This window comes from Dyella sp. 2RAB6, from assembly GCF_052115385.1.
In the GTDB taxonomy this organism is placed as follows: domain Bacteria; phylum Pseudomonadota; class Gammaproteobacteria; order Xanthomonadales; family Rhodanobacteraceae; genus Dyella_D.
In genome coordinates this window covers 30317-51908 of the sequence record NZ_JBFRGP010000017.1, presented here as the reverse complement: position 1 = coordinate 51908, position 21592 = coordinate 30317, and the positions used below count along the sequence as shown (strand labels likewise).

Below are 21592 nucleotides of genomic sequence, written 5' to 3'. Positions count from 1 at the left end.
CATGGGCCGATTCAACGACATGTTCCTGCTGCTGCTCCTGGCCAGCCTCATCATCTCGTGGCTGAAACTCAGCCGCCTGCGCGAGCTGGCCACCGCCGAAGCGCGCCGGCAATGCGAGCGCCACGGGCTGCAATTGCTGGACGAAACCGTTGGCCTGCGCAGCGTCCGCCTGCGCCGGCTCAACGGCATGCGCGTGCTCGAACGCTGTTACGCCTTTGAAGTAAGCATCGACGGCGACGATCGCGAACCCGCGCGCCTGTGGTTCGCGCTTGGCCGGCTGACCGGCGTCAGCCTGCCGACCATCGAGACACGCATTCCCGAGCGTGACGACGAGGCATCGGACACGAACAACGTCGTCCCCCTGCGTCCGCGCCTGGACGGCAGGAAGTCAGGGGATCCCAGGCTGCATTGACCGCGCGGCGGCGAATGCCGCCGGCGGCTCACTTCACCACGCGCAGGAACGGCGCGCCCTTGCGGGGCTTGTCGTCGGTTTCCGGTGTATCCGGTGGCGGCGTGTCGTCCGACGGCGGTTCCGGCGTCGGCGGGTCGCCGCCCTCGTCGGCCGGAAACATCATGCCCTGCCCGTTTTCCTGCGCATACAGCGCCAGCACGGAGTGCACCGGGATCAGGATGGAATGGCTGACGCCGGAGAAGCGCGCCTGGAAACTGATCCACTCGTTGCCGAGGTCCAGGTTGGCGACGGCGCGCATCGCCAGGTTCAATACCACCTGCCCGTTCTTCACCACCTGCGGCGGCACGCGCACGCCTTCGCGTGCGGCGTCGACCAGGATGTACGGGGTAAGGTTGTTGTCGGTGATCCAATCGTAGATCGCCCGCAACAAGTACGGGCGATTGGAACTCATCGGTACATGTGGATCGTTACTGCTCATCGATCGTTACTGCTCTTCATTCGTCTTCAGGGCCGCATGGCCTTTTCTTCGGGCGTCATACTGCGCGCAAAGCCAGGGCTATGGAATAGGCGCTCACCGTAGTCCAGGATCGGCTTGCCTTCGCGTCCCAGCTCCACGCCCAGCCAGGGCAATCGCCACACCACCGTGGCCACCAGGCAGTCGGCCAGGCTCATTTCCGGATTGAGGAAAAACTTCGCCGCCTTGAACAGCGGCAGCGAGGCCAGCAGGTGTTCGCGCAAGCGCTTGCGTGCAGTGTCGGCGGGACGGCCGCCGGCGCGGATGGTGTCCACTTCGGGCAGCCAGTCCAGCTCGATGCGCAAGGAAGCCAGGCGCAGGCGCGCGCGGGACAGCGGATCGATCGGCATCAGCGGCGGATGGGGATAACGCTCGTCCAGGTACTCGCAGATCACCGCGGTGCCGTAGAGCGTGATGTCGCGGTCGACCAGGGTGGGCGTGGAGGCGTAGGGGTTGAGATCGAGCAGATCTTCCGGCGGCCTGCCCGGATCGACCATCACCCTTTCGTAGTTGACACCCTTGGCCGCCAGCACCAGGCGGGTGCGGTGACACTGGATGTCATCCGCGGTCGAGTACAAGGCCAGTACGGATCGCGAACGTGCGCTTTGAACCATGCGCGGTCTCCCCATCGACTAAGCGCATGCGGCGGCCTAGGCCGCCGCATGCTGGGCCAAGGAGCGACGTCTCAGTGGACGTCCTTCCAATATTCCTTCTTCAGCGCGTACGCCAGCAGGGTGAACCCGGCCAGGAACAACAGCACCCAGATGCCGTAGCGCTGGCGCTGCAGGGCGGCCGGCTCCGCGGCGTATTCCAGGAAGGTGGTGAGGTCGCGCGTGGCCTGCTGGTACTCGGCCGGGCTCAGCTTGCCCGGGCGCGAGAGCTCCAGCTTCTCGACCACGTCGTCACCGTCGACCTTGTGCATCACCGCGGTCTGCAGGCCCTGCAGTTCCCACAGCGGATTGGGCATCGAGGCGTTCGGGAATACCGTGTTGTTCCAGCCCACCGGACGGGTCGGGTCCAGGTAGAAGGAATTGAGGTAGCCGTACACCCAGTCGGCGCCCTTGGCGCGCACTTCCAGCGAGAGATCCGGCGGCGCCTTGCCGAAGAAGGTCGCGGCGGAATCCTCGGGCATGTGCGAGATCACGGCATCGCCGAACCTCGCGCCGGTCATGTTGAGGTTGCCCATCACATCCTGCTCGCTGAGGCCCAGGTCCTCGGCGATGCGCGAGTAACGCACGAACTTCAGCGAGTGGCAGCCGACGCAGTAGTTGAAGAACAGCTTGGCGCCGCGCTGCAGCGCCGCCTGGTCGTGCACGTTGGTGCCGGCGGAGGGCAGCCCGCCCTCTTCCGAGGCCATGGCCGAACTGCTGCCGAGCAGGAGGCCGGCGGCAAGGGCGATCGACGAGAGAGTGCGCTTCATCAGGGATTGCCGCTTAGTCATGGTCATACACCACTCGCTCCGGGACCGGCTTGGTCTTCTCACGGCCACCGCGCGTGTAGACCCACATGAACACGAAATAGCCGAAGTAGACCAGGGTCCACAGGCGGCCGAACGAGTTCTCCCAGAACGTCACGTCGGTATGGCTGCCGAACCAGGCCGGGATCAGCTCGGCCACCACGCCCGCGCCCACCGCGCCCAGCGCGATGAAGGACAGCACGAACAGGCCCAGCGCCACCTTGAAGCCGGTGCCGCGATAGCGGATCGAGCGCACCTTGCCGGCATCGATCCACGGCATCAGGAACAGCAGCACGATCGCGCCGAACATGCCCAGCACACCCCAGATGGCGGTGCTGAAGAACGACGGGATCATGCGCAGGATCGCGTAGAAGGGCGTGAAGTACCACACCGGCTTGATGTGGGTCGGCGTCACCAGGTTGTTCGCCGGCACGAAGTTGTCGTGCTCGAGGAACCAGCCGCCGAAGGTCGGCGCGAAGAAGATGATGAAGGCCGCGATCAGCAGGAAGAAGCCCACGCCGACCAGGTCCTTCACCGTGTAGTACGGATGGAAGGGAATGCCGTCGGCCGGCTTGTTCGCATCCCAGCGGTTGCCCTTCGGGCCGTGCTTGATGTCGACGCCGTCCGGGTTGTTCGAACCCACCTCGTGCAGCGCGGCCAGGTGCAGCACCACCAGCAGCAGCAGCACCAGCGGCAGCGCGATCACGTGCAGCGCGAAGAAGCGGTTGAGCGTGGCATCGGCCGGCAGGTAGTCGCCCATGATCCACTCCACCAGGGAGTTGCCGACCACGGGGATGGTGCCGAACAGCGAGATGATCACCTTGGCGCCCCAGAACGACATGTTGCCCCACGGCAGCACGTAGCCCATGAAGGCCTCGGCCATCAGCACCAGGAAGATCAGCATGCCCAGCAGCCACACCAGCTCGCGCGGCTTCTGGTACGAGCCGTACAGCAGACCGCGGAACATGTGCAGGAACACCACCACGAAGAACAGCGAGGCGCCCGTGGAGTGCATGTAGCGGATCAGCCAGCCCCATTCCACGTCGCGCATGATGTACTCGACCGAGGCGAACGCTTCCGCCGCGCTGGTCTTGTAGTTCATGGTGAGGAAGATGCCGGTGACGATCTGGTTGACCAGCACCAGCAGAGCGAGCGAACCGAAGTAGTACCAAAGATTGAAATTCTTCGGCGCGTAGTACTCGGTCATGTGCTTGCGATAGGTCGGCGCCAGGTTCGGCGCGCGCTCATTGACCCAATCGCCGATGCGCGAGAACACAGTAGCCATCAGCCGGCCTCCTTCGGGTCCACGCCGATCTGGATGTGCGTGTCATCCACGAAGTGGTACGGGGGAATCAGCATGTTCTTCGGCGCAGGCACGCCCGCGTAGACGCGGCCGGCCAGGTCGTAGCGCGACTTGTGGCAGGGGCAGTAGAAGCCGCCCTTCCACTGCGGATCGAACGGCTCGGGCTTCATCACCGGCACGAAATCCGGCACGCAGCCCAGGTGGGTGCACAGCGCCACCATCACCAGCCATTCCGCCTTGATCGAACGGGTGCCGTTCTGCGCGTACTTGGGCTGCTGCTCGGCCGAGCTGCCGTCGGACTTGGCGTCCACCAGGCGGCTGTCCTGCGCCGGCAGGGCATCCAGCTGCTCCTTGGTGCGATTGACCACGAAGACCGGAAGCCCGCGCCACGGGTAGGTGACCTTCTGGCCCGCCTCGATCTTGCTGATGTCGACCGTGACCGGGGCACCGGCGGATTTGGCGCGCGCGCTCGGTTCCCACGACTTGATGAAGGGCACGGCTGCCGCGATGACTCCAACACCACCAACCACAGCCGTGGTCGCAGTGAGGAACCGTCGGCGGCCATGATCGACGACTTCGTTCGCCATCAGGCTCTCCGGTACTAATGCCATTGAGGTGCGACTTTGGGGGCCGCAAAAATCGCGTTAGTGTAGCGTCAGCCCCTGCCACGTACAATAAAACCGGTGTGGCATCCGCGTCGATCCGGGCGCCTGTTCGCGCGCATGATCCAGCCCGTCCTCCAGCCCACCGTCCAGCGTTTCGCCAAGGCCCTCCTCCCGCATGAAACAAGCCGTCGGCACGCTAGCCTTCATTGCCCGATTCGTCGTCCTGGGGCTGGCGGTCGCCTTCGTGATCAGCCTGGCATGGCCCGGCGTGGGCGACCGGCTGCGCGCCGGCGTGGGCCTGCACAGCGGGCAGGCGCCAAGCTCGGGGGCGTCGGCCCCGACCATTCGCGGGCGTTCGCGCGGGCCGGTCTCCTATGCCGACGCCGTGGCCAGGGCCGCGCCCTCGGTGGTCAATATCTACGCAAACAAGATGGTCACCGAGCAAGGCGTGCAGATGTATTCCGACCCGGTGCTGCAGCGCCTGTTCGGCGGCCGCCCCGCCATCTACAAGCGGCGCGAGCAGAGCCTGGGCTCGGGCGTGATCGTCAGCAACCAGGGCTACGTGCTGACCAACAACCATGTGATCGCCAAGGCCGACGACATCCAGGTGCTGCTCTACGACGGCCGCGTGGCCAAGGCGCAGCTGATCGGCGCCGACGCGGAAACCGACCTGGCGGTGCTGAAGATCGACGTGTCGAGCCCACCAGTCATTCCGTTCGCCGACGAGCATCCCGCGCGCACCGGCGACGTGGTGCTGGCCATCGGCAATCCTCTCGGCCTCAACCAGACCGTGACCATGGGCATCATCAGCGCGATCGGCCGCCAGCTCAGCAGCTCCAGTCCGGAAGACTTCATCCAGACCGACGCGGCGATCAACCTCGGCAACTCCGGCGGCGCACTGGTCAACACCGACGGCGAGCTGGTCGGCATCAATACGCTGCTGATCGGCAAGGCGGCCAATGCCGAAGGCATCAGCTTCGCCATTCCGGCCAGCAGCGCGCGCAAGGTGCTGGAGCAGATCATCGACAGCGGCCACGTGGTGCGCGGCTGGCTCGGCGTCGACTACACCTTCGTCCCGGTCGCTGCCGACAGCGGCCTGCCCGCCGCCGCGCGCGGCGCACAGGTGAGCGACGTCTATCCCGGCGGCCCCGCCGCGCAGGCCGGCATCCAGCCGCACGACATCCTGCTGCGCATCGGCAAGGACGACATCGTCGATGCGGCCGACCTGCGCCGGCGCGAGGCCGCGCTGCAGCCGGGCAGCAAGGTCGAGGTGTCGGGACTGCGCAACGGCACGCCATTCCATGCCGAGGTCACGCTGGCGCAGCGGCCGCCGCTGACGCCGACCGCCTCGCTCGACAGCTGAGCCTCAGCCGCGCCCGGGCCGCGCGTCCTGCGCCGAGGCCACCGGCGTGCGCACCACCGCGCCATAGCGCTTGCGCAGCGTGCCCACGCGCTCGACGTAGACCTGCGTTTCCGCATACGGCGGCACGCCGCTGTAGCGCTGCACCGCACCGGGGCCGGCGTTATATGCCGCCGCCGCAAGGCGCTCGTCGCCGTTGAAGTTCTTCAGCAACAAGGCGAGATAGCGCGCGCCGCCGCGGATGTTCTGGTCCGCATCGAACGCATCGCGCACACCCATGTCGTTGGCCGTGGCCGGCATCAGCTGCATCAGGCCCTGCGCACCCTTGAGCGACAGCGCGCGCGGGTTGTACGCGCTTTCGGCGTGGATGATCGCGCGCAGGAAGGCCTCGTCCAGGCCGAACTCGCTGCTGGCCAGGCGGATGGTGTCCGCATAGGCGGTGAGGTTGAGCTCCACGCTGTTCCAGCGGATCGTCGAATGCAGGTTGCAGGCGACGCAGGTGGAGATATAGGTGAACAGCATGGTCACGGCATGCGTGCCGGGACCTGCCGGTTTCATATTGGTGTATTCGACCGTCCCGTCCGGACGCGTCACGCGGTACACCGCGCCGCGCAGCACGCGGTCGCTTTCCGGCGCGGGCGCCGGGGGCGCGGCGGCGGCGACGGTCTCGCTGCCGGCCTTCGCCTCGCTGTAACTCCACTGCCCCGGCTTGCCTGCCGGTGCCGCGGGCGGCGGCGGCAAGGCACGGCCGGTGGTGGCCACGTCGCCATGCACGCCGACCAGGGACGGCTCCGGCAAGGCCTGCGCCGAGGTCTGCACCCTGCCCTGCACCCAGGCCAGCGAGCTGACCGGCGCGGCCGGCGACACGGCCTTGGCCTTCGGCTTCGCGGCGCGCGGCACCGTGTCGGCCACAGTCGCGATCTTCTGGCAACCCTGATAACCCTGCACGCTGTTGCTGTAGACCGTCTCGCCCGACGAGCCCGTGCAGCGATACAGCGACCCCGCCTGCGCCGGCGCCAGCCACAGCAGCCCGCTCAGCAGCGCGCACGCGGTTGCGGCCCGGCACAAGGCCAGGCCGGTACGGAAAGCCCGCGAAGACGAGCCGAAGCTTTCCCCTTGTCGCTCGGCGTCAGACATGGCGCGCAGTGTGCCCCTGGGCAGAACCCAAGCCAAGCGCCGGCTTACGGTTTCGTGCGCCGCGCCAAACAGTGGCGCCCGGCTGTCCCTCAATCCCCTAAAGCGAACCCTTCTCCCTCCGGGAGCACGCGGGGAGGGCACAGGGATGTGCCCGGCTTTGAGGAGCGAGGAAGGTGCCGGCAGGCGGATGAGGGTTCGGCCGGAGTCGTGCACATCACTCTTGCGCTTCGCCCGTACCCTCACCCCAACCCCTCTCCCGGTGGGAGAGGGGCTCTTTCAGTTGCTACAACGACGCAAGTCACTGATCGTACTGGCCCTTCGCTGGCATGCATGGCAACGGACGCGTAAACTGCGCGGTTCGGCGCCCAGCGCCCCTCCACTCGACCGGTACCAGCGCCATGAGCGGCAAGCTTTTCATCAAGACCCACGGCTGCCAGATGAACGAGTACGACTCGGCCAAGATGGCCGACGTGCTCAAGGCCTCGCACGGCCTGGAGCTGACCCAGGACGAGTCCGAAGCCGACGTGATCCTCGTCAATACCTGCTCGATCCGCGAGAAGGCGCAGGAAAAGGTCTTCAGCCAGCTCGGCCGCTGGAAGGAATACAAGCAGGGCGGCAAGGCCGTGCTGATCGGCGTCGGCGGCTGCGTCGCCTCGCAGGAAGGCGAGGCCATCATCAAGCGCGCGCCGCACGTGGACCTGGTATTCGGCCCGCAGACCCTGCACCGCCTGCCCGAGCTGATCGAGGCCAAGCGCGCCACCGGCAAGCCGCAGGTCGACATCAGCTTCCCCGAGATCGAGAAGTTCGACCGCCTGCCGGAACCGCGCGCCGAAGGCCCGACCGCCTTCGTCTCGATCATGGAAGGCTGCTCCAAGTACTGTTCCTACTGCGTGGTGCCCTACACCCGCGGCGAGGAAATCAGCCGCCCGTTCGACGACGTGGTGGTCGAGGTCGCCCAATTGGCCGCGCAGGGCGTGCGCGAAGTGAACCTGCTGGGCCAGAACGTCAATGCCTACCGCGGCGCCACCCACGACGGCGGCAGCGCGGACCTGGCCGTGCTGATCCATGCCATCGCGCAGATCGACGGCATCGGCCGCATCCGCTTCACCACCTCGCATCCGCTGGAGTTCTCCGACTCGCTGGTCGAGGCCTACGCCAACGTGCCGCAGCTGGCCAACTACCTGCACCTGCCGGTGCAGGCCGGCTCCGACCGCATCCTCAGCGCGATGAAGCGCGGCTACACCGCGCTGGAATTCAAGCAGAAGATCCGCAAGCTGCGCGCGGTGCGCCCGGACATCAGCATCTCCTCCGACTTCATCGTCGGCTTCCCCGGCGAGACCGACGAGGATTTCGACAAGACCATGAAGCTGATCGAAGACATCGGCTTCGACCAGAGCTTCTCCTTCATCTTCTCCTCCCGCCCCGGCACCCCGGCCGCCAACCTGGCCGACGACACGCCGTTGGCGGTCAAGCACCGGCGCCTGGAGCGCCTGCAGGCGGCGATCAACGCCAACGCCCGGCAGATCAACCAGGCGATGGTCGGCAGCGTGCAGCGCGTGCTGGTGGAGAAGCCGAGCAAGAAGGACCCCAACGAGTTCACCGGCCGCACCGAGAACATGCGCTACGTGAACTTCCCCGGCCATGCCCGCATGATCGGCCAGTTCATCGACGTGGTGATCACCGAGGCGATGGCCAATTCGCTGCGCGGCCGCCTGCACACGGCATGACGCAGGTTGGGGTGAGCCGAAGGCGAACCCCAACATCGCGACATTCGAACGCATCGCACCGTTGGGGTTCGCCTTCGGCTCACCCCAACCTACCCGTTCAATCCAGCCGCTTGCGGAAACGCAGGATCGCCGCCGTCATCATCACGGCGGTGAACGCCACCAGCGCCGCCACCTCGCGCCACAGCTCCCACAGGCTCGCCCCGCGCAGCATGATGCCGCGGATCAGCCGCAGGAAATGCGTCAGCGGCAGGATCTCCGCCAGCCACTGCGCCGCCTGCGGCATGCCGGCGAACGGGAACATGAAGCCCGACAGCAGGATCGACGGCAGGAACACGAAGAAAGTCATCTGCATCGCCTGGAACTGCGATTGCGCGCGCGTGGAAATCAGCAGCCCCATGGTCAGGTTGGCGAGGATCAGCAGGCCCGCGGCGAGATAGACGTCCAGCAGGCTGCCATGGACCGGCACCGTGAACAGCCAGCGCCCCAGTGCCAGGATCACCGTGGTCTGCACCAGGCCGATGCCGATATACGGCAGCACCTTGCCCACCATCAGCTCGGCGCTGGTCAGCGGCGTGGCGATCAGCAGCTCCATATTGCCGCGCTCGCGTTCGCGCACGATGGCGATCCCGGTGAACAGCACCATGGTCATGGTGAGGATCACGCCGATCAGCCCCGGCACGATATTCACCGCCGAGCGCCGCTGCGGATTGTAGAAACTGACGATGCTGATCGGCCCGGCCGCCGGCGTGCTGACCAGCGGCGCGCGCGTGTCCGGCACCGAGCTGTCCACCGGCACCTGCGCCAACTGCACGGCAGCGCTCTGCACCACGTTGTCGCTGCCGTCGACCATGATCTGCGCCACCTGGCGCCCGTCATAACGGCGGCGCTCGAAATCCGGCGGAACCACCAGGCCGATGCTGATTTCGCCACGGCGCAGCAAGGTCATCAGTTCGTCCGGCGTGTTGACGTGCGCCACCGGCGCGATCACGCCGGTCGCCAGCATGTCCATCACCAGCGCTCGCGAGCCGGCAGTGTTGGCCTGGTCGGCGATACCGGCGTCGAGGCCGCGCAGGTTGGTATTGATCGCATAGCCGAACAGCACCAGCTGGATCACCGGAATGCCGACGATCATGGCCAGCGTGATGCGGTCGCGGCTCATCTGCCGCAGCTCCTTCAGCACGATCGCCCAGAGCCGGCGCCAGCTCATGCCGCGCGCTCCTGCCCGGGATGCTGCTGACGGGTGACGGCGACGAATACGTCTTCGAGATTGGGCTTGACCGGCTCGATGCGCGCCTGCGGGTCGCGCTCGGCCAGCACCTTCTTCAGGCGCGCCAGCGCCTCGTCGCCGTCGGCCAGCCCTTCGCGCACGATCACCCGCAACTCGTTGCCGACCTGGGCCACGCCGAGCACATCTTCCGCCTGCGCCAGCGGCTGCTGCGCACGCCGCGGTTGCGCGCTGGCGACGACGAAGGTGCGGCCTTCCAAGCGGTCGGTGAGCTCGCCCGGCGTGCCGTCGGCGACCAGCACGCCGCGGTCGAGCACGGCCAGTCGATGGCAGCGCTCGGCCTCGTCCATCAGATGCGTCGACACCAGCATGGTGGTGCCGGCGTCGGTCAGTTCGAAAAGTTTTTCCCAGAAATCGCGGCGCGACTCCGGGTCCACCGCGCTGGTGGGTTCGTCGAGGAACAGCAGCTCGGGATCGTGGATCACCGCGCAGGCCAGCGCGAGGCGCTGTTTCTGGCCGCCGCTCATGGTGCCGGCCAGTTGCTTCTGCCGGTCGCCGAAATGGTATTGCTCGATCAGTTCGTCGATGCGTTGGGCCGTGCGCGCCTTCGGCACACCCTGCACCGCCGCCATGAATTCCAGGTTCTCGCGCACGCCGAGGTCGTCGAACAGCGAGAACTTCTGCGTCATGTAGCCGATGCGCTTGCGCAGCGCTTCCGCTTCACGCGGCACGCTCAGGCCGAGCACGTCGATCTCGCCGTCGCTGGGTGTCAGCAAGCCGCACAGCATGCGGATGGTGGTGGACTTGCCGGAGCCGTTCGGGCCGAGGAAACCGTAGACATGCCGCGCCGGCACTTCGAGATCGACATGGTCGACCGCGGTGAAACTGCCGAAGCGCTTGGTCAGGCCACGCGCGCGGATGGCGACGTCGCCGTTGCCAGGCTCACCGTTGCCAGGCTCGCCGTTGCCAGCTCCGCCACTCACGGCTTCGCCTCGGGATAGTCGACACGAACCGGCATGCCGACCGGCAGATCCGCGGCATCCGGCCCCAGCGTCACTTCGGCCAGATAGCTCAGGCGTGCCGCGTCCTCGCCGATCAGGGCGTAGTACGGCGTGAACTCCGGCTCGCTGCGAATCAGCCGGACCTTGCCCTGGTACACCTTGTCGCGGCCATCGACGTGCACCCGCACGCTGTCGCCGACGCGCAACCCGGCCCGCTGCGGCTCCTGCAGATAGATGCGCGCGTACGGTGCAGCACCCGCCAGCAGCACCACCAGTGGCGAGCCGACCGGCGCCTGGTCGCCCAGCTTGTACGGCAGGCTGTCGACGCGGCCCGCACGCGGCGCTACCAGCGCGAGCTTGCCGAGCAGCACCTTCTGCGACTCCGCCTGCGCCTGCGCGGCGGCCAGCGCCGCTTCGCCCTGCGCGATCTGCTCAGGACGCGTGCCGTGCAGCAGCGTGTCGAGCGACGCCTTCGCGGCGGCGACCTGGCCGTCGGCGTTGCCGGCCGCGGCACGCGCGTGATCGATATCGGAGGCCGCAGCGTAGTTGTTCTTCTGCAACGGCAGCAGCCGCTGGTAGTAGGCACGCGCATCCCGCGCCTGCGCTTCGGCGGCGGCGAGATCGGCGCGCGCCTTGGCGATGTCTTCCTGGCGCGGCCCCACGCGCAGCTCCAGCAGATTCGCCTGCTGTTGCCGCGCCTGCGCCTCGGCCGCGGCCAGATCGGCCTGGGTATGCGTGGGATCCAGTTCGAGCAAGGGCTGCCCCGCCACCACCTGCTCGCCTTCGCGCACCTTGATCGCCACCACGCGTTCGGCCGCGGGCGCGGGCATGCCGATGCGGTCGTATTCCAGCGTGCCCAGCGCCTGCGGCGGCGCCTTGCTGCAGGCGGCCAGCGCGCAGGCCAGCAGCAGGGCGAAGAGATATCGGCTCATGCAGAAGCTCCGGATGGAAGCGCACCCAGGCCGCCTTCGAGCAGGGCCAGCGCGTGATTGACCAGGTCCTCGGGACGAAGCTCGTCGGCCTCGAACACACGCCGCCAGATCGGCGCGCCCGCAGCGGGAAACAGGGTAAGTCCGATCAGCGACACCACCAGCAGGCGCGGATCCAGCCGCGGATTGAGCGTCCCCGCCGCCTGCGCGGCGGCGAAACGCTGCGCCAGCATCTGCGGCAGGCGCGGCAGCAGGTGATGGAACAGCACCTCGCGCAGCTCGCCGCCTTCGCACAGCACTTCGCGCACCCACAGCGGCGGCAGCCACGGATGCCGCGCCAGCACTTCGCCGATGCCGCGCACGAAGGTCGCCGCCAGCGCCGCAGGTTCGCTCACGCTCAGCGCCAGGTGATCGCGCAGCGGCGCGAGCGCGGGCAGCAGGCGCTCGTCGATCACCGCCTGCTTCAACTGCTGCTTGTCGCCGAAGTAGTAATGCAGCATCGCCGGCGTCACGCCCGCCTCGGTGGCGATCGCGCGCAGCGGCGTGGCGCCGATGCCGTCGCGGGCGAAGCGGCCCAGCGCCACATCCAGCAGATGCGCGCGCAGGTCGCGGTCTTCCTTGACGGGGCGGCCGGCGGCACGGCGGGGCGTTGCGGGGGACTTGGATCGGGCCATGTGGATTAAATTAATTAAATGATTAATTATTAGCAAGTGCAGCCCGCTCGGATCGATCGCCCCGGTAGCCCCGGTCCCTTCCCCGCGCTACTCTCGCGCGCCTATGACTGAGCTCAATCAGCGCGACTTCACGCTAGACCCCGAAGACAACGCCCGCCTCGCCAACCTCTGCGGCCCCTTCGACGAACACCTGCGCCAGATCGAACTGCGCCTGGGCGTGGAAATCGACCATCGCGGCACGCTGTTCCAGGTGATCGGCGAGGACGCCGCCGCGCGTGCGGCGGAAAAAGTGCTGCGCGCGCTGTACGCCAGCACCGAACACGAGGCCCTCAGCGGCCCGCGCATCAACCTGCACCTGGCCGAATCCGGCATCGACGCGCTCACCGCCGAAGCAGCCGAGAGCGCGCAGGAAGTGGTGATCAAGGTCAAGCGCGGCGTGATCAAGGGCCGCGGCCCGAACCAGGCGCGCTACCTGCACGCGATCACCACGCACGACATCAGTTTCGGCGTCGGCCCGGCCGGCACCGGCAAGACCTACCTGGCCGTCGCCAGCGCGGTGGAAGCACTGGAAGCGAACCGCATGCAGCGCCTGCTGCTGGTGCGTCCCGCGGTCGAGGCCGGCGAGAAGCTGGGCTTCCTGCCGGGCGACCTGTCGCAGAAGGTCGACCCCTATCTGCGCCCGCTGTACGACGCGCTGTACGAAATGCTCGGCTTCGAGAAAGTGGCCAAGCTGATCGAGCGCAACGTGATCGAGATCGCGCCGCTGGCTTATATGCGCGGCCGCACGCTCAACGATTCGTACGTGATCCTCGACGAGGCGCAGAACACCACGGTCGAGCAGATGAAGATGTTCCTGACCCGCATCGGCTTCGGCTCGGTGGCGGTGATCACCGGCGACGTCAGCCAGGTCGACCTGCCGCGCAACGTGCGTTCGGGCCTGCGCCATGCGATCGAGGTGCTGCGCGGCGTGGACGGCATCAGCTTCACCTTCTTCACCTCGCGCGACGTGGTGCGCCACCCGCTGGTGGCGAAGATCGTGCGCGCCTACGAGGCGTTCGAGCAGAAGACCGAGGAACCGCGGTGAGTGCGGCCAAGGCATCAGCCGCCACGTCGAAGCTGAGCCTGTCGGTGGGTTACGGGGCGCCGCGCGCCGGCGTGCCCGCCTCCGCCAGCTTCCGGTTATGGGTGGACGCGGCGCTGCGCGGTGCGAAGCGACGCAAGGCGACGGAGCTGTCGATCCGCATCGTCGACGCGAAGGAAGGCCGTGCGCTCAACCGCGATTACCGCGGCAAGGACTACGCCACCAACGTGCTGTCCTTCCCCGCCGAATTGCCGCCGGGCGTCACCCTGCCGCTGATCGGCGACCTGGCCATCTGTGCCCCGGTGGTGGCCCGCGAAGCGGCCGAACAAGGCAAGGCGCCGCGTGACCACTGGGCCCATATGACCGTGCACGGCGTGCTGCATCTGCTTGGCTACGACCACCTCGAAGACACCGAGGCCGAGGCCATGGAAGCGCTGGAAACCCGCATCCTGGCCGGCCTGGGCATCGCCGACCCGTACGCCTGAAGCCTCGTCGGGCAGGCCTGCTGATCGGGCTTGCGGCCTGAATCGTCACAAGTTTTGGGCTAGACTGGCGATTCCGCCCTCCGCATGGGCACACACGCAAGCGTAATGAACGAGGACCCTGGCAGTACCAGCGGCCCGGCCCACCGCAAATGGTGGGATCGACTGGGCCATCTGTTTTCCGGCGAGCCGCGCAATCGCGAAGAGCTGATTGAAGAGCTGCGCTCGGCCCAGGCCAACGGCCTGATGTCCAACGACACCCTCACCATGGTCGAGGGCGCGATCAAGGTCACCGAACTGAGCGTCGACGACGTGATGGTGCCGCGCGCGCAGATCGTGATGGTCTCCGCCGAGGCCCCGCTGAGCGAGATCTTCGCCACGGTGGTCGAATCCGGCCACTCGCGCTTTCCGGTCCACGGCGAAGACAAGGACGAGATCCTCGGCATCCTGCTGGCCAAGGACCTGCTGAAGTTCGTCGGCGATGGCCACGATTTCAGCCTCGCCACCGTGCTGCGTCCGGCGGTGCTGATCCCCGAAGCGATGCGCCTGAACGTGCTGCTGGCGGAGTTCCGCCACACCCGCAACCACATGGCACTGGTGGTGGACGAGTACGGCGGCGTCGCCGGCCTGATCACCATCGAGGATGTGCTGGAGCAGATCGTCGGCGAGATCGACGACGAGCACGACGACGAGGAACAGCCCGAGCTGATGCATGAGCAGGCCGGCGGCGGTTGGCTGGTCAGCGCACTGACGCCGATCGCCGACTTCAACGAGCAGGCCGGCGCCGCGTTCTCCGACGAGGAGTTCGACACGGTCGGCGGCATGGCCACCTCCGAGTTCGGCCACCTGCCGGAAGTGGGCGAGGAAGTCGCCATCGGCGATTACCTGTTCCACGTCACCGAGGCGGACGACCGCCGCGTGCAGCAGTTCCGCGTCCACCGCCTCGCCGAAGGCTGAGCCGCTTTTCACCCTTTAGGAAACGCCCGCCGATGAGCCTGATCGCTCGCACCCTCCTGTTGTTTGCATTGCTGGGGGCTGCGTTCGCCCAGGCTCAGGCGAGCGTGGCCAATGCGCCGGGCGCGAACCTCGAAGTCGCCCTGGTCACCTATGGTCCCGGCGAGACCTACTGGGAACGCTTCGGCCACGACGCGATCCAGGTGCGCGACACCGTCAGCGGCGAATCGGTCGACTTCAACTACGGCGTGTTCGACTTCGACGAGAGCGGCTTCCTGCTCAACTTCGCGCGCGGCCGCATGCACTATCTGATGGATGGCGCCTACACCGAACAGGACCAGCGCTACTACATCGAATCCGGCCGCTCCGTCACGCGCCAGTTGCTGGCGCTGACACCGGAACAGGCCGCCGCGCTGCGCGACTTCCTGCTGTGGAACCTGCGCCCCGAGAATGCGCGCTACGACTACGACTACTACGCCGACAACTGCACCACCCGCGTGCGCGACGCGCTGGACCACGCGCTCGGCGGCGTGATCCGCAAGCAGTTGCAAGGACGTGCCGGCCTGATGACCTACCGCCAGCAGACGGCGCGCCTGATGAGCGCGCAGCCGTGGCTGATGTTGATCCTGGACCTGGGCCTTGGGCCTTATGCCGACCAGCCGCTGACCGCGTGGCAGGAAAGCTTTTTGCCGATGGTGCTGCAGCGCGAACTGGCCGCGGTGAACGTGGACTACGGTGCCGGCGGCACGCGCAGACTCGCCGGCGCCGGCGAGCTGCTCTCGCCGAACCGCCTCGACGTGCCGCCGGAACAGGCGCCCAAGCTGCTGCTGCCGCTCGCCCTCGCCGGCCTGGTCTTCGCCGCGTTGCTGATCGTCGCCGCACGCCGCTGGCCGACGGGACTTGCCCTGCTAGGCACGCTTTACCTGGTCGCCGCCGGCATCGTCGGCCTGCTGCTGCTGGTGCTGTGGACACTCACCACGCACCACTCCGCCTGGGCCAACGCCAACCTGCTGCTGTTCAACCCGCTCGCCTTCCTGCTGCTGCCCTCGCTGTGGCGCGCGCGCCGCGGCCTGGCCGCGTCGCGACTGGCGGACCGCGTCATCCTGCTGCAATTGATCGCGCTCGCGGTCGCACTGGGCCTGCATGTGTGGCCCGGCACCGTGCAGCAGAACCAGCCGTGGCTACTGTTCGCGATACCGTGCTGGCTGGCGTTGTCATGGAGTTTGCGGCGGGGGTTGCGGCGTCTGCGCTCCTGACGTATTTCCCTGGCGTAGTCCGCGGGATATTCAGCGCGCCGAATCCTTGGCCGTGGCGCCTGCCGCTTCGATCCCAAGGCGTGCAGTCACGGCGTCGCCCAGCGACTCGGCGAAACTGGCGGTCATGTGCTGCGAATCGCGGAATACGACCTGTCCGCCCTTGGCGGCTTTGCATGTCGCGTCAGGACATATCAGATCGTTAAAATCCAACGTCGACGCATTGCCGAACCGCGCCGACGCCTCCTGTTGCCATGCAAAGACCCGATCGGCCTGCGGATCGCGATAGGGGGCGCCGCACGCATCGAGCTTGCCGATATGCGTCGCCAGACAACTGGGGCCATCGAACCGGATACCTGGCGTGGCCCTCAGCACGACGACGCGTTTCACCGGGCCGGCGACAGCTTGCAACACCCTCGCAGTACCATCGACCCACTGCGACTGGGTGAAGCCGTAGTTCGATGCGTTGCTCAACAGCAGCAGATCGGGTTTCATCTCCGCGATGAGTTCCAGCGCCGCCGATCGCCAATGAGTGCACTCCGTAAATTCGCGCCTGATGCGCTCGTAAAAGAATGACTCGTCCACCATGGGACAAGAGGACTTGGTCACCACCAGCAGGCGCCAACCTGCTCGATTGAAGGCCCTGATCATCGCAGGAGACCATTGCCCGGCGATGCTGTCGCCCATCAGCACGGCAGTGTGCTCGGCATCTGTCGGCCCGAACGAGCAGAACTTCACCGCCTCGGCCTTGTACCAATCATCGCAACCCATCGGATAGATAGCGGGAGTGTCCTTGTAGGCTTTGGCGTATCGCATGACATCCGGACGAGCAGACGCCGCTGTCGCCTGGTTGCGCCATAGGACGGCACCCATACTCATCGCCGCCATCAGTCCCACACTGGCCAGCAACGCGGCGTGCCGATAAGTCAACCAACCACGGCGATGGCGCAAGGGCGTTTCCACATAGCGATAGGTAAGAACGGCGAGCACCAGGGAGGCCAGCACCTCGACTGCCAGCAGCGGCGCGCCGACCCAGTCGAGCGCGAAGCCACCAAGCAGCAGCGCCGGCCAATGCCAGAGATACCAGGCATAGGAGATCCGCCCGATGCCCTGCAATGGCCGCGATGCGAGGAATTTGGCGGACAGCACATGGCTGCCGGGCATCCCCGCGTAAATGACCAGGGCGGCACCCAGCGTAGGGATGACAGCCCTCCATCCGGGATAGGGAACGGCACCGTTCAAGCAAAGGGCCGTCCCGATGATGAGGGCCAAGCCCACCCACCCCAGGCTAGCAGCGATGTAACGGCGTACGGACGACTTAGCTTCGCCAGCCATCGCGGGCAGTGCCCAGATCAACCCGCCCGCCGCGAACTGCCACGCCCTGGTGGGCATCATGTAGAAAGCCCATTGCGGGAAGCGCTTCGAAAGCACGAGTTCCGCCACCAGACTCGCGCAGGCCACGGCCAGCAGAACTGCCACTCCTCGATCCTTGAAGGAGCGAGCGTTGCGCTTCGCCAGAAGCCAGACGCCCATCAACAGCGCCGGCCATAGCAGATAGAACTGCTCCTCGACGCCAAGTGACCATGTATGCAGGAAGAGATTCGCTTCCGTACCTGGCGCAAAGTAATCCAGCTTGGCGAGCGCGAAATGGATGTTGCTGAGCCACACGGACGCCATGGCGGCAGCGCTCGCTTGCCGGCCCTGATCCCAAGGCGCCAGCAAGCGGAAGGCAACCGCGGAAACCACCAGCACCACCAGCAGCAAAGCCGGCAAGAGCCTGCGCAGGCGGCGTATATAGAACGCCCCAAAATCGATGCGACCCTGCTCAGCCAGCTCGCGCTGCAGCAGCCCGGTGATGAGGAAGCCTGACAGCACGAAAAAAACGTCGACGCCGATGAACCCGCCAGCCAGCCAGGGCACGCTTGCATGGGCCGCGACCACCAACAGGATGGCGACCGCACGCAGCCCTTCGATGTCCCCGCGAAACCCCAGCCGATACCCTTCCATCCCATACCCCTGTGGCTCAGCACCGAATCATAGCGTGAGCGCTCCCGGCGGCGGCCATGGAGGCCGGCGACATGGCCTGTTTGTCACACTGCTGCGATTGCCCTGACCACTGGCTCACGGCATCATCGCCACCATGCCTGCCGTCGATTCGCTTAAAGCCCTCAACCACGAGACACCATCGGCCGGTGCCATGGTGGTCAACTGCGTCGCCTACAACACCCGTGATGGCAAGCGCATCGGCGATATCACGCTGGACGCGATCAGTGACGTCCTGAAGGAGCCGGACACCTTCGTCTGGGTCGGCCTGCACGAGCCCGACGAGTCGCTGCTGCTGAAGCTGCAGGAAGAATTCGACCTGCACGATCTTGCGATCGAGGACGCCCAGGCCGCGCACCAGCGCACCAAGATCGAGGCCTATGGCGAGTCGCTGTTCATCGTGGTGCAGACCGCGCAGCTGGTGAACGGGCATATCGCCTTTGGCGAGACGCATATCTTCCTCGGCGCGCGCTACCTGGTCACCGTGCGCCACGGCGCTTCGCTCTCCTATGCACCGGCGCGGCGCGCCTGCGAGCACACGCCGGACCTGCTCGCGCTCGGCCCCAGCTATGGCTTGTATGGCGTGCTCGACTTCATCGTCGACAACCTGCTGCCGATCGTGCGCGAGTTCAAGGAAGAGCTGCAGGAGCTGGAGAAGGACATCTTCGGCGACACCTTCAAGCGCCGCACGGTGCGCCGCCTGTACGACATGCAGCGCGACCTGATGACCCTGCGCCTGGCGGTGGCGCCGCTGCAGGACATCATCAGCCAGCTGGTGCGCATGCATCCGCACCTGATCCAGGACGAGCTGCGCGCCTATTTCCGCGACGTGTACGACCACGTGTTCCGCGTCAATGAATCGATCAGCGCGATGCGCGAGATGCTTTCCGCGGCGATCAACATCAACCTCTCGCTGGTCACCTTCAACCAGAACGAAGTGATGAAGAAGCTGGCCGGCTGGGCCGCCATGCTGGCTGCACCGACGCTGATCACCAGCTGGTACGGCATGAACTTCCACCATATGCCGGAGCTCGACAAGAGCTGGGCCTACCCCGCGATGATCTGCCTGGTGATCGGCGTGGTGGCCGGCATCTATGCGTGGCTGAAGCGATCGCGCTGGCTGTAATCATCGATCGCCGTAGGTTGGGGTGAGCCATAGGCGAACCCCAACAAAAGCATCCACCAAGCGCATGTTGGGGTTCGCCTATGGCTCACCCCAACCTACGACGCGTTACTTCGACGGCGCCGTCCACTGCTTCAGCCAGGCATTGACCGTCTCGTGCCACTGCACGCTGTTCTGCGGCTTCAGCACCCAGTGGTTTTCGTCCGGGAAATGCAGGAACTGGCTGGGAATGCCGCGGCGCTGCATCGCGGTGAACGCGCCCAGGCCTTGCGTATCCGGGATGCGGAAATCCTTGCCGCCGTGCACCACCAGCATCGGCACGCGCCAATCCTTCACGTGGTTCAGCGGATTGAACTTCTCGTAGTTCTCCGGATGCTCGTACGGCGTGCCGCCGTTTTCCTTTTCCTCGAACCACAGCTCTTCGGTGGCGTAGTACATCGAGCGCGTATCGAACACGCCGTCGTGGTCGACCAGGCACTTCCACGGCTCGTTCCACACGCCGGCGATCCAATACACCATGTAGCCGCCGTAGCTGGCGCCGAGCGCGCAGGCGCGGTTGCCGTCGAGGAAGCTGTACTTGGACAGCGCGCTCTTCCAGCCGGCTTTCAGATCATCCAGCGGCTTGCCGCCCCAGTCGCCGGAGATGGAATCGGTAAACGCCTGGCCATAGCCGGTGGAGCCGTGGAAATTGATGGTGACCACGGCGAAACCCTGGCCCGCGTAGGTCTGCGGATTCCAGCGATAGCTCCAGGCGTTTTCCATCGCGCCTTGCGGACCGCCGTGGATGATGAAGGCCACCGGGTACTTGCGGCCCGATTTGTAATTGGCCGGCTTCACCACGTAGCCCTGCACCGATTCGTTGTTCCAGCCCTTGAAGGTGAAGAACTCGGCGTCGCCCATCTGCGCGTTCTTCAGGCGCTGCTCGTTGTAGCGGGTGATCTGCTTCAGGCTCTTGCCCTGCAGGTCGGCCGTGTACAGATCGGCCGGGCGCTTCAGGTCGTCGCGCTGCAGCAGCAGCTTTGACTTGCCCAGCGAGTAGCCGCCGATGGCGCCGTCGGTCACCAGCGTGCGCACCTTGCCGGTGGCCACGTCGATGCCGAACAGCGGATGCTGGCCGTGATCGTCGGCGCTGGCATACAGCGTCTTGCCGTCAGCGGAGATCTTCAGGCCGCCGGCGGAGCGATCCCAGTCCGGCGCGACCTCGCGCTTCTGCCCACTGTCCAGATCCAGCGCGGTGATGGCGAAGCGGTCCGCCTCGAAACCGGGCTCCTTCATCGCGAGGTAGTACAGCGTCTTGCCATCCGGCGCGGCGACCGGGAATGCATCCCAGGCCAGGTTGGCGGAGGTGAGGTTCTTCGGCGCGGACGAGCCGTCGGCCGGCACGCTGTAGACGTCGAAGTTGGTCGACCAGGGCTCGGTCTTGCCGGCGATGCGCGCGTCGAAATACACGGTGCGCCCATCCGGCGAGAAACCGAATTCGTCATCGCCGCCGAACGGCTTGCCCGGCACGTCGCCGTCGATGCCGCGGCTGAGCAGGCGCGGTGCTTCGTCGCTGCCGAGGTCCGCGATATACAGCTGCGCGCGGCGGCCGTCGGCCCAGGTATCCCAGTGGCGCACGAACAGCTTGTCGTACACGGTGCCGCTGGACTTGTCGGCTTCGCGGCCGTCCAGCCGCTCCTTGGTGCAGGCCAGATCCGCGCAATCGGTAAACACGTCGAAGCTCATCAGCGCCTGCTTGCCGTCCGGCGACAGCACGAACGCGTTGACGTCCACCGGCGTGTGCGTCACCTGTGCCGGCGCCGGCGCGGTCTTACCAAGCAAACCCGGCTTCGACTCGCTCGAACCCCAGCGCCACAGCTGCGATACGCCATCCTTCGCGGCGAGGTAATAGAACGATGCGCCATCCGGCGCCCAGCGCGGCGAGGAACCCTTGTCCACCACCTTGCGCGGCTTGCCGCCCTGCTGCAGGTCCAGCAGGTAGATCGCGGTGACGCCCTTGTTCGCGGCGTAGTCGGTGCTGCGCAGGGTGTACAGCGCATAGCGGCCGTCCGGCGACAACTGTGGATCGCCGACGCGATCCATCATCACCAGGTCGCGGATATTGAACGGATGCGGCGAGTGGTTCTCGACCTCGGCCGCCACGGCGGCGGAGGCCGCCAGCGACAGCGCCAGCGCGACAAACAGAGGCTTCATGGGCAGGATTCCCTCGGTGGAACGAAGCGCAGACGGTACAGAGGCCGCGCCACGCGACGCAAGGAATAACGCAGCAAGACGGGAACTTGCCGCGGGCAGAGGACGGCGTTCGCTCGCCAT

The 21592-nt window shown here is 66.5% G+C and carries 20 protein-coding genes; 8 read left to right on the top strand and 12 right to left on the bottom strand.

What is annotated here, in order from left to right:
• Positions 1-19 precede the first annotated feature (19 nt).
• Positions 20-412 carry a DUF3301 domain-containing protein gene (locus tag AB4083_RS18935; RefSeq protein WP_441609963.1) on the top strand — a complete coding sequence of 131 codons (393 nt, stop codon included), beginning with the start codon at positions 20-22 and terminating at the stop codon, positions 410-412.
• 28 nt (positions 413-440) lie between these two features.
• Here AB4083_RS18935 and AB4083_RS18930 read toward each other — a convergent pair whose 3' ends face one another.
• The 5 genes from AB4083_RS18930 to petA form a co-directional block, all read right to left on the bottom strand.
• Positions 441-863 carry a ClpXP protease specificity-enhancing factor gene (locus AB4083_RS18930; RefSeq protein WP_441609961.1) on the bottom strand — a complete coding sequence of 141 codons (423 nt, stop codon included), beginning with the start codon at positions 861-863 and terminating at the stop codon, positions 441-443.
• 53 nt (positions 864-916) lie between these two features.
• Positions 917-1540 carry a glutathione S-transferase N-terminal domain-containing protein gene (locus AB4083_RS18925; RefSeq protein WP_441609959.1) on the bottom strand — a complete coding sequence of 208 codons (624 nt, stop codon included), beginning with the start codon at positions 1538-1540 and terminating at the stop codon, positions 917-919.
• 71 nt (positions 1541-1611) lie between these two features.
• A complete protein-coding gene (locus tag AB4083_RS18920; RefSeq protein ID WP_441609957.1) occupies positions 1612-2346 on the bottom strand; it encodes a cytochrome c1 in 735 nt (244 codons plus the stop codon).
• A gap of 13 nt (positions 2347-2359) precedes the next feature.
• Positions 2360-3667, bottom strand: a complete 1308-nt coding sequence (locus AB4083_RS18915) for a cytochrome b (RefSeq protein ID WP_441609955.1) — start codon at positions 3665-3667, stop codon at positions 2360-2362.
• A complete protein-coding gene (petA, locus tag AB4083_RS18910; RefSeq protein ID WP_441609953.1) occupies positions 3667-4272 on the bottom strand; it encodes a ubiquinol-cytochrome c reductase iron-sulfur subunit in 606 nt (201 codons plus the stop codon). The genes AB4083_RS18915 and petA overlap by 1 nt, the downstream gene beginning before the upstream one ends.
• Before the next feature lie 193 nt (positions 4273-4465).
• Between petA and AB4083_RS18905 the strand changes: the two genes are divergently transcribed.
• Positions 4466-5653, top strand: coding sequence for a S1C family serine protease (locus tag AB4083_RS18905; protein WP_441609951.1), 1188 nt, complete (start codon positions 4466-4468; stop codon positions 5651-5653).
• A 3-nt stretch (positions 5654-5656) separates the two neighbouring features.
• Here AB4083_RS18905 and AB4083_RS18900 read toward each other — a convergent pair whose 3' ends face one another.
• Positions 5657-6787 (bottom strand): lytic transglycosylase domain-containing protein, encoded by a 1131-nt coding sequence (locus AB4083_RS18900; RefSeq protein WP_441609949.1) that lies wholly within the window; start codon positions 6785-6787, stop codon positions 5657-5659.
• 398 nt (positions 6788-7185) lie between these two features.
• On the opposite strand from AB4083_RS18900, the gene miaB reads away from it, so the two are divergent.
• Positions 7186-8514, top strand: a complete 1329-nt coding sequence (miaB, locus tag AB4083_RS18895) for a tRNA (N6-isopentenyl adenosine(37)-C2)-methylthiotransferase MiaB (protein ID WP_441609947.1) — start codon at positions 7186-7188, stop codon at positions 8512-8514.
• A gap of 97 nt (positions 8515-8611) precedes the next feature.
• On the opposite strand, the gene AB4083_RS18890 is transcribed toward miaB, so the two are convergent.
• Genes AB4083_RS18890 through AB4083_RS18875 form a run of 4 tightly spaced genes read right to left on the bottom strand, consistent with a single transcriptional unit; the run spans position 8612 to position 12343 of the window.
• A complete protein-coding gene (locus AB4083_RS18890; protein WP_441609945.1) occupies positions 8612-9721 on the bottom strand; it encodes an ABC transporter permease in 1110 nt (369 codons plus the stop codon).
• Positions 9718-10659, bottom strand: a complete 942-nt coding sequence (locus AB4083_RS18885) for an ATP-binding cassette domain-containing protein (RefSeq protein WP_441609992.1) — start codon at positions 10657-10659, stop codon at positions 9718-9720. The genes AB4083_RS18890 and AB4083_RS18885 overlap by 4 nt, the downstream gene beginning before the upstream one ends.
• Positions 10660-10718: 59 nt before the next feature.
• On the bottom strand, positions 10719-11672 hold the full coding sequence (locus AB4083_RS18880) for an HlyD family secretion protein (RefSeq protein ID WP_441609943.1): 954 nt from the start codon (positions 11670-11672) through the stop codon (positions 10719-10721).
• Complete coding sequence (locus tag AB4083_RS18875; RefSeq protein WP_441609941.1) at positions 11669-12343, bottom strand: TetR/AcrR family transcriptional regulator; 675 nt, start codon at positions 12341-12343, stop codon at positions 11669-11671. The genes AB4083_RS18880 and AB4083_RS18875 overlap by 4 nt, the downstream gene beginning before the upstream one ends.
• 103 nt (positions 12344-12446) lie before the next feature.
• On the opposite strand from AB4083_RS18875, the gene AB4083_RS18870 reads away from it, so the two are divergent.
• The 4 genes from AB4083_RS18870 (at position 12447) to AB4083_RS18855 (ending at position 16116) form a co-directional block, all read left to right on the top strand.
• Positions 12447-13427 (top strand): PhoH family protein, encoded by a 981-nt coding sequence (locus tag AB4083_RS18870; RefSeq protein WP_441609939.1) that lies wholly within the window; start codon positions 12447-12449, stop codon positions 13425-13427.
• A complete protein-coding gene (gene ybeY / locus AB4083_RS18865; protein ID WP_441609937.1) occupies positions 13424-13909 on the top strand; it encodes an rRNA maturation RNase YbeY in 486 nt (161 codons plus the stop codon). The genes AB4083_RS18870 and ybeY overlap by 4 nt, the downstream gene beginning before the upstream one ends.
• A 105-nt stretch (positions 13910-14014) precedes the next feature.
• On the top strand, positions 14015-14863 hold the full coding sequence (locus AB4083_RS18860) for an HlyC/CorC family transporter (protein WP_441609935.1): 849 nt from the start codon (positions 14015-14017) through the stop codon (positions 14861-14863).
• Between the two features lie 32 nt (positions 14864-14895).
• Positions 14896-16116 (top strand): lipoprotein N-acyltransferase Lnb domain-containing protein, encoded by a 1221-nt coding sequence (locus tag AB4083_RS18855; protein ID WP_441609933.1) that lies wholly within the window; start codon positions 14896-14898, stop codon positions 16114-16116.
• A 30-nt stretch (positions 16117-16146) separates the two neighbouring features.
• On the opposite strand, the gene AB4083_RS18850 is transcribed toward AB4083_RS18855, so the two are convergent.
• A complete protein-coding gene (locus tag AB4083_RS18850) occupies positions 16147-18120 on the bottom strand; it encodes an acyltransferase family protein (protein ID WP_441609931.1) in 1974 nt (657 codons plus the stop codon).
• Positions 18121-18253: 133 nt separating this feature from the next.
• Between AB4083_RS18850 and corA the strand changes: the two genes are divergently transcribed.
• Positions 18254-19282, top strand: a complete 1029-nt coding sequence (gene corA, locus AB4083_RS18845) for a magnesium/cobalt transporter CorA (RefSeq protein WP_441609930.1) — start codon at positions 18254-18256, stop codon at positions 19280-19282.
• Between the two features lie 105 nt (positions 19283-19387).
• Here the strand turns inward: corA and AB4083_RS18840 are convergent, their stop codons facing one another.
• Entirely contained in the window at positions 19388-21472 is a 2085-nt protein-coding gene (locus AB4083_RS18840; protein ID WP_441609928.1) for a prolyl oligopeptidase family serine peptidase, read from the bottom strand.
• Between the last annotated feature and the right edge of the window lie 120 nt (positions 21473-21592).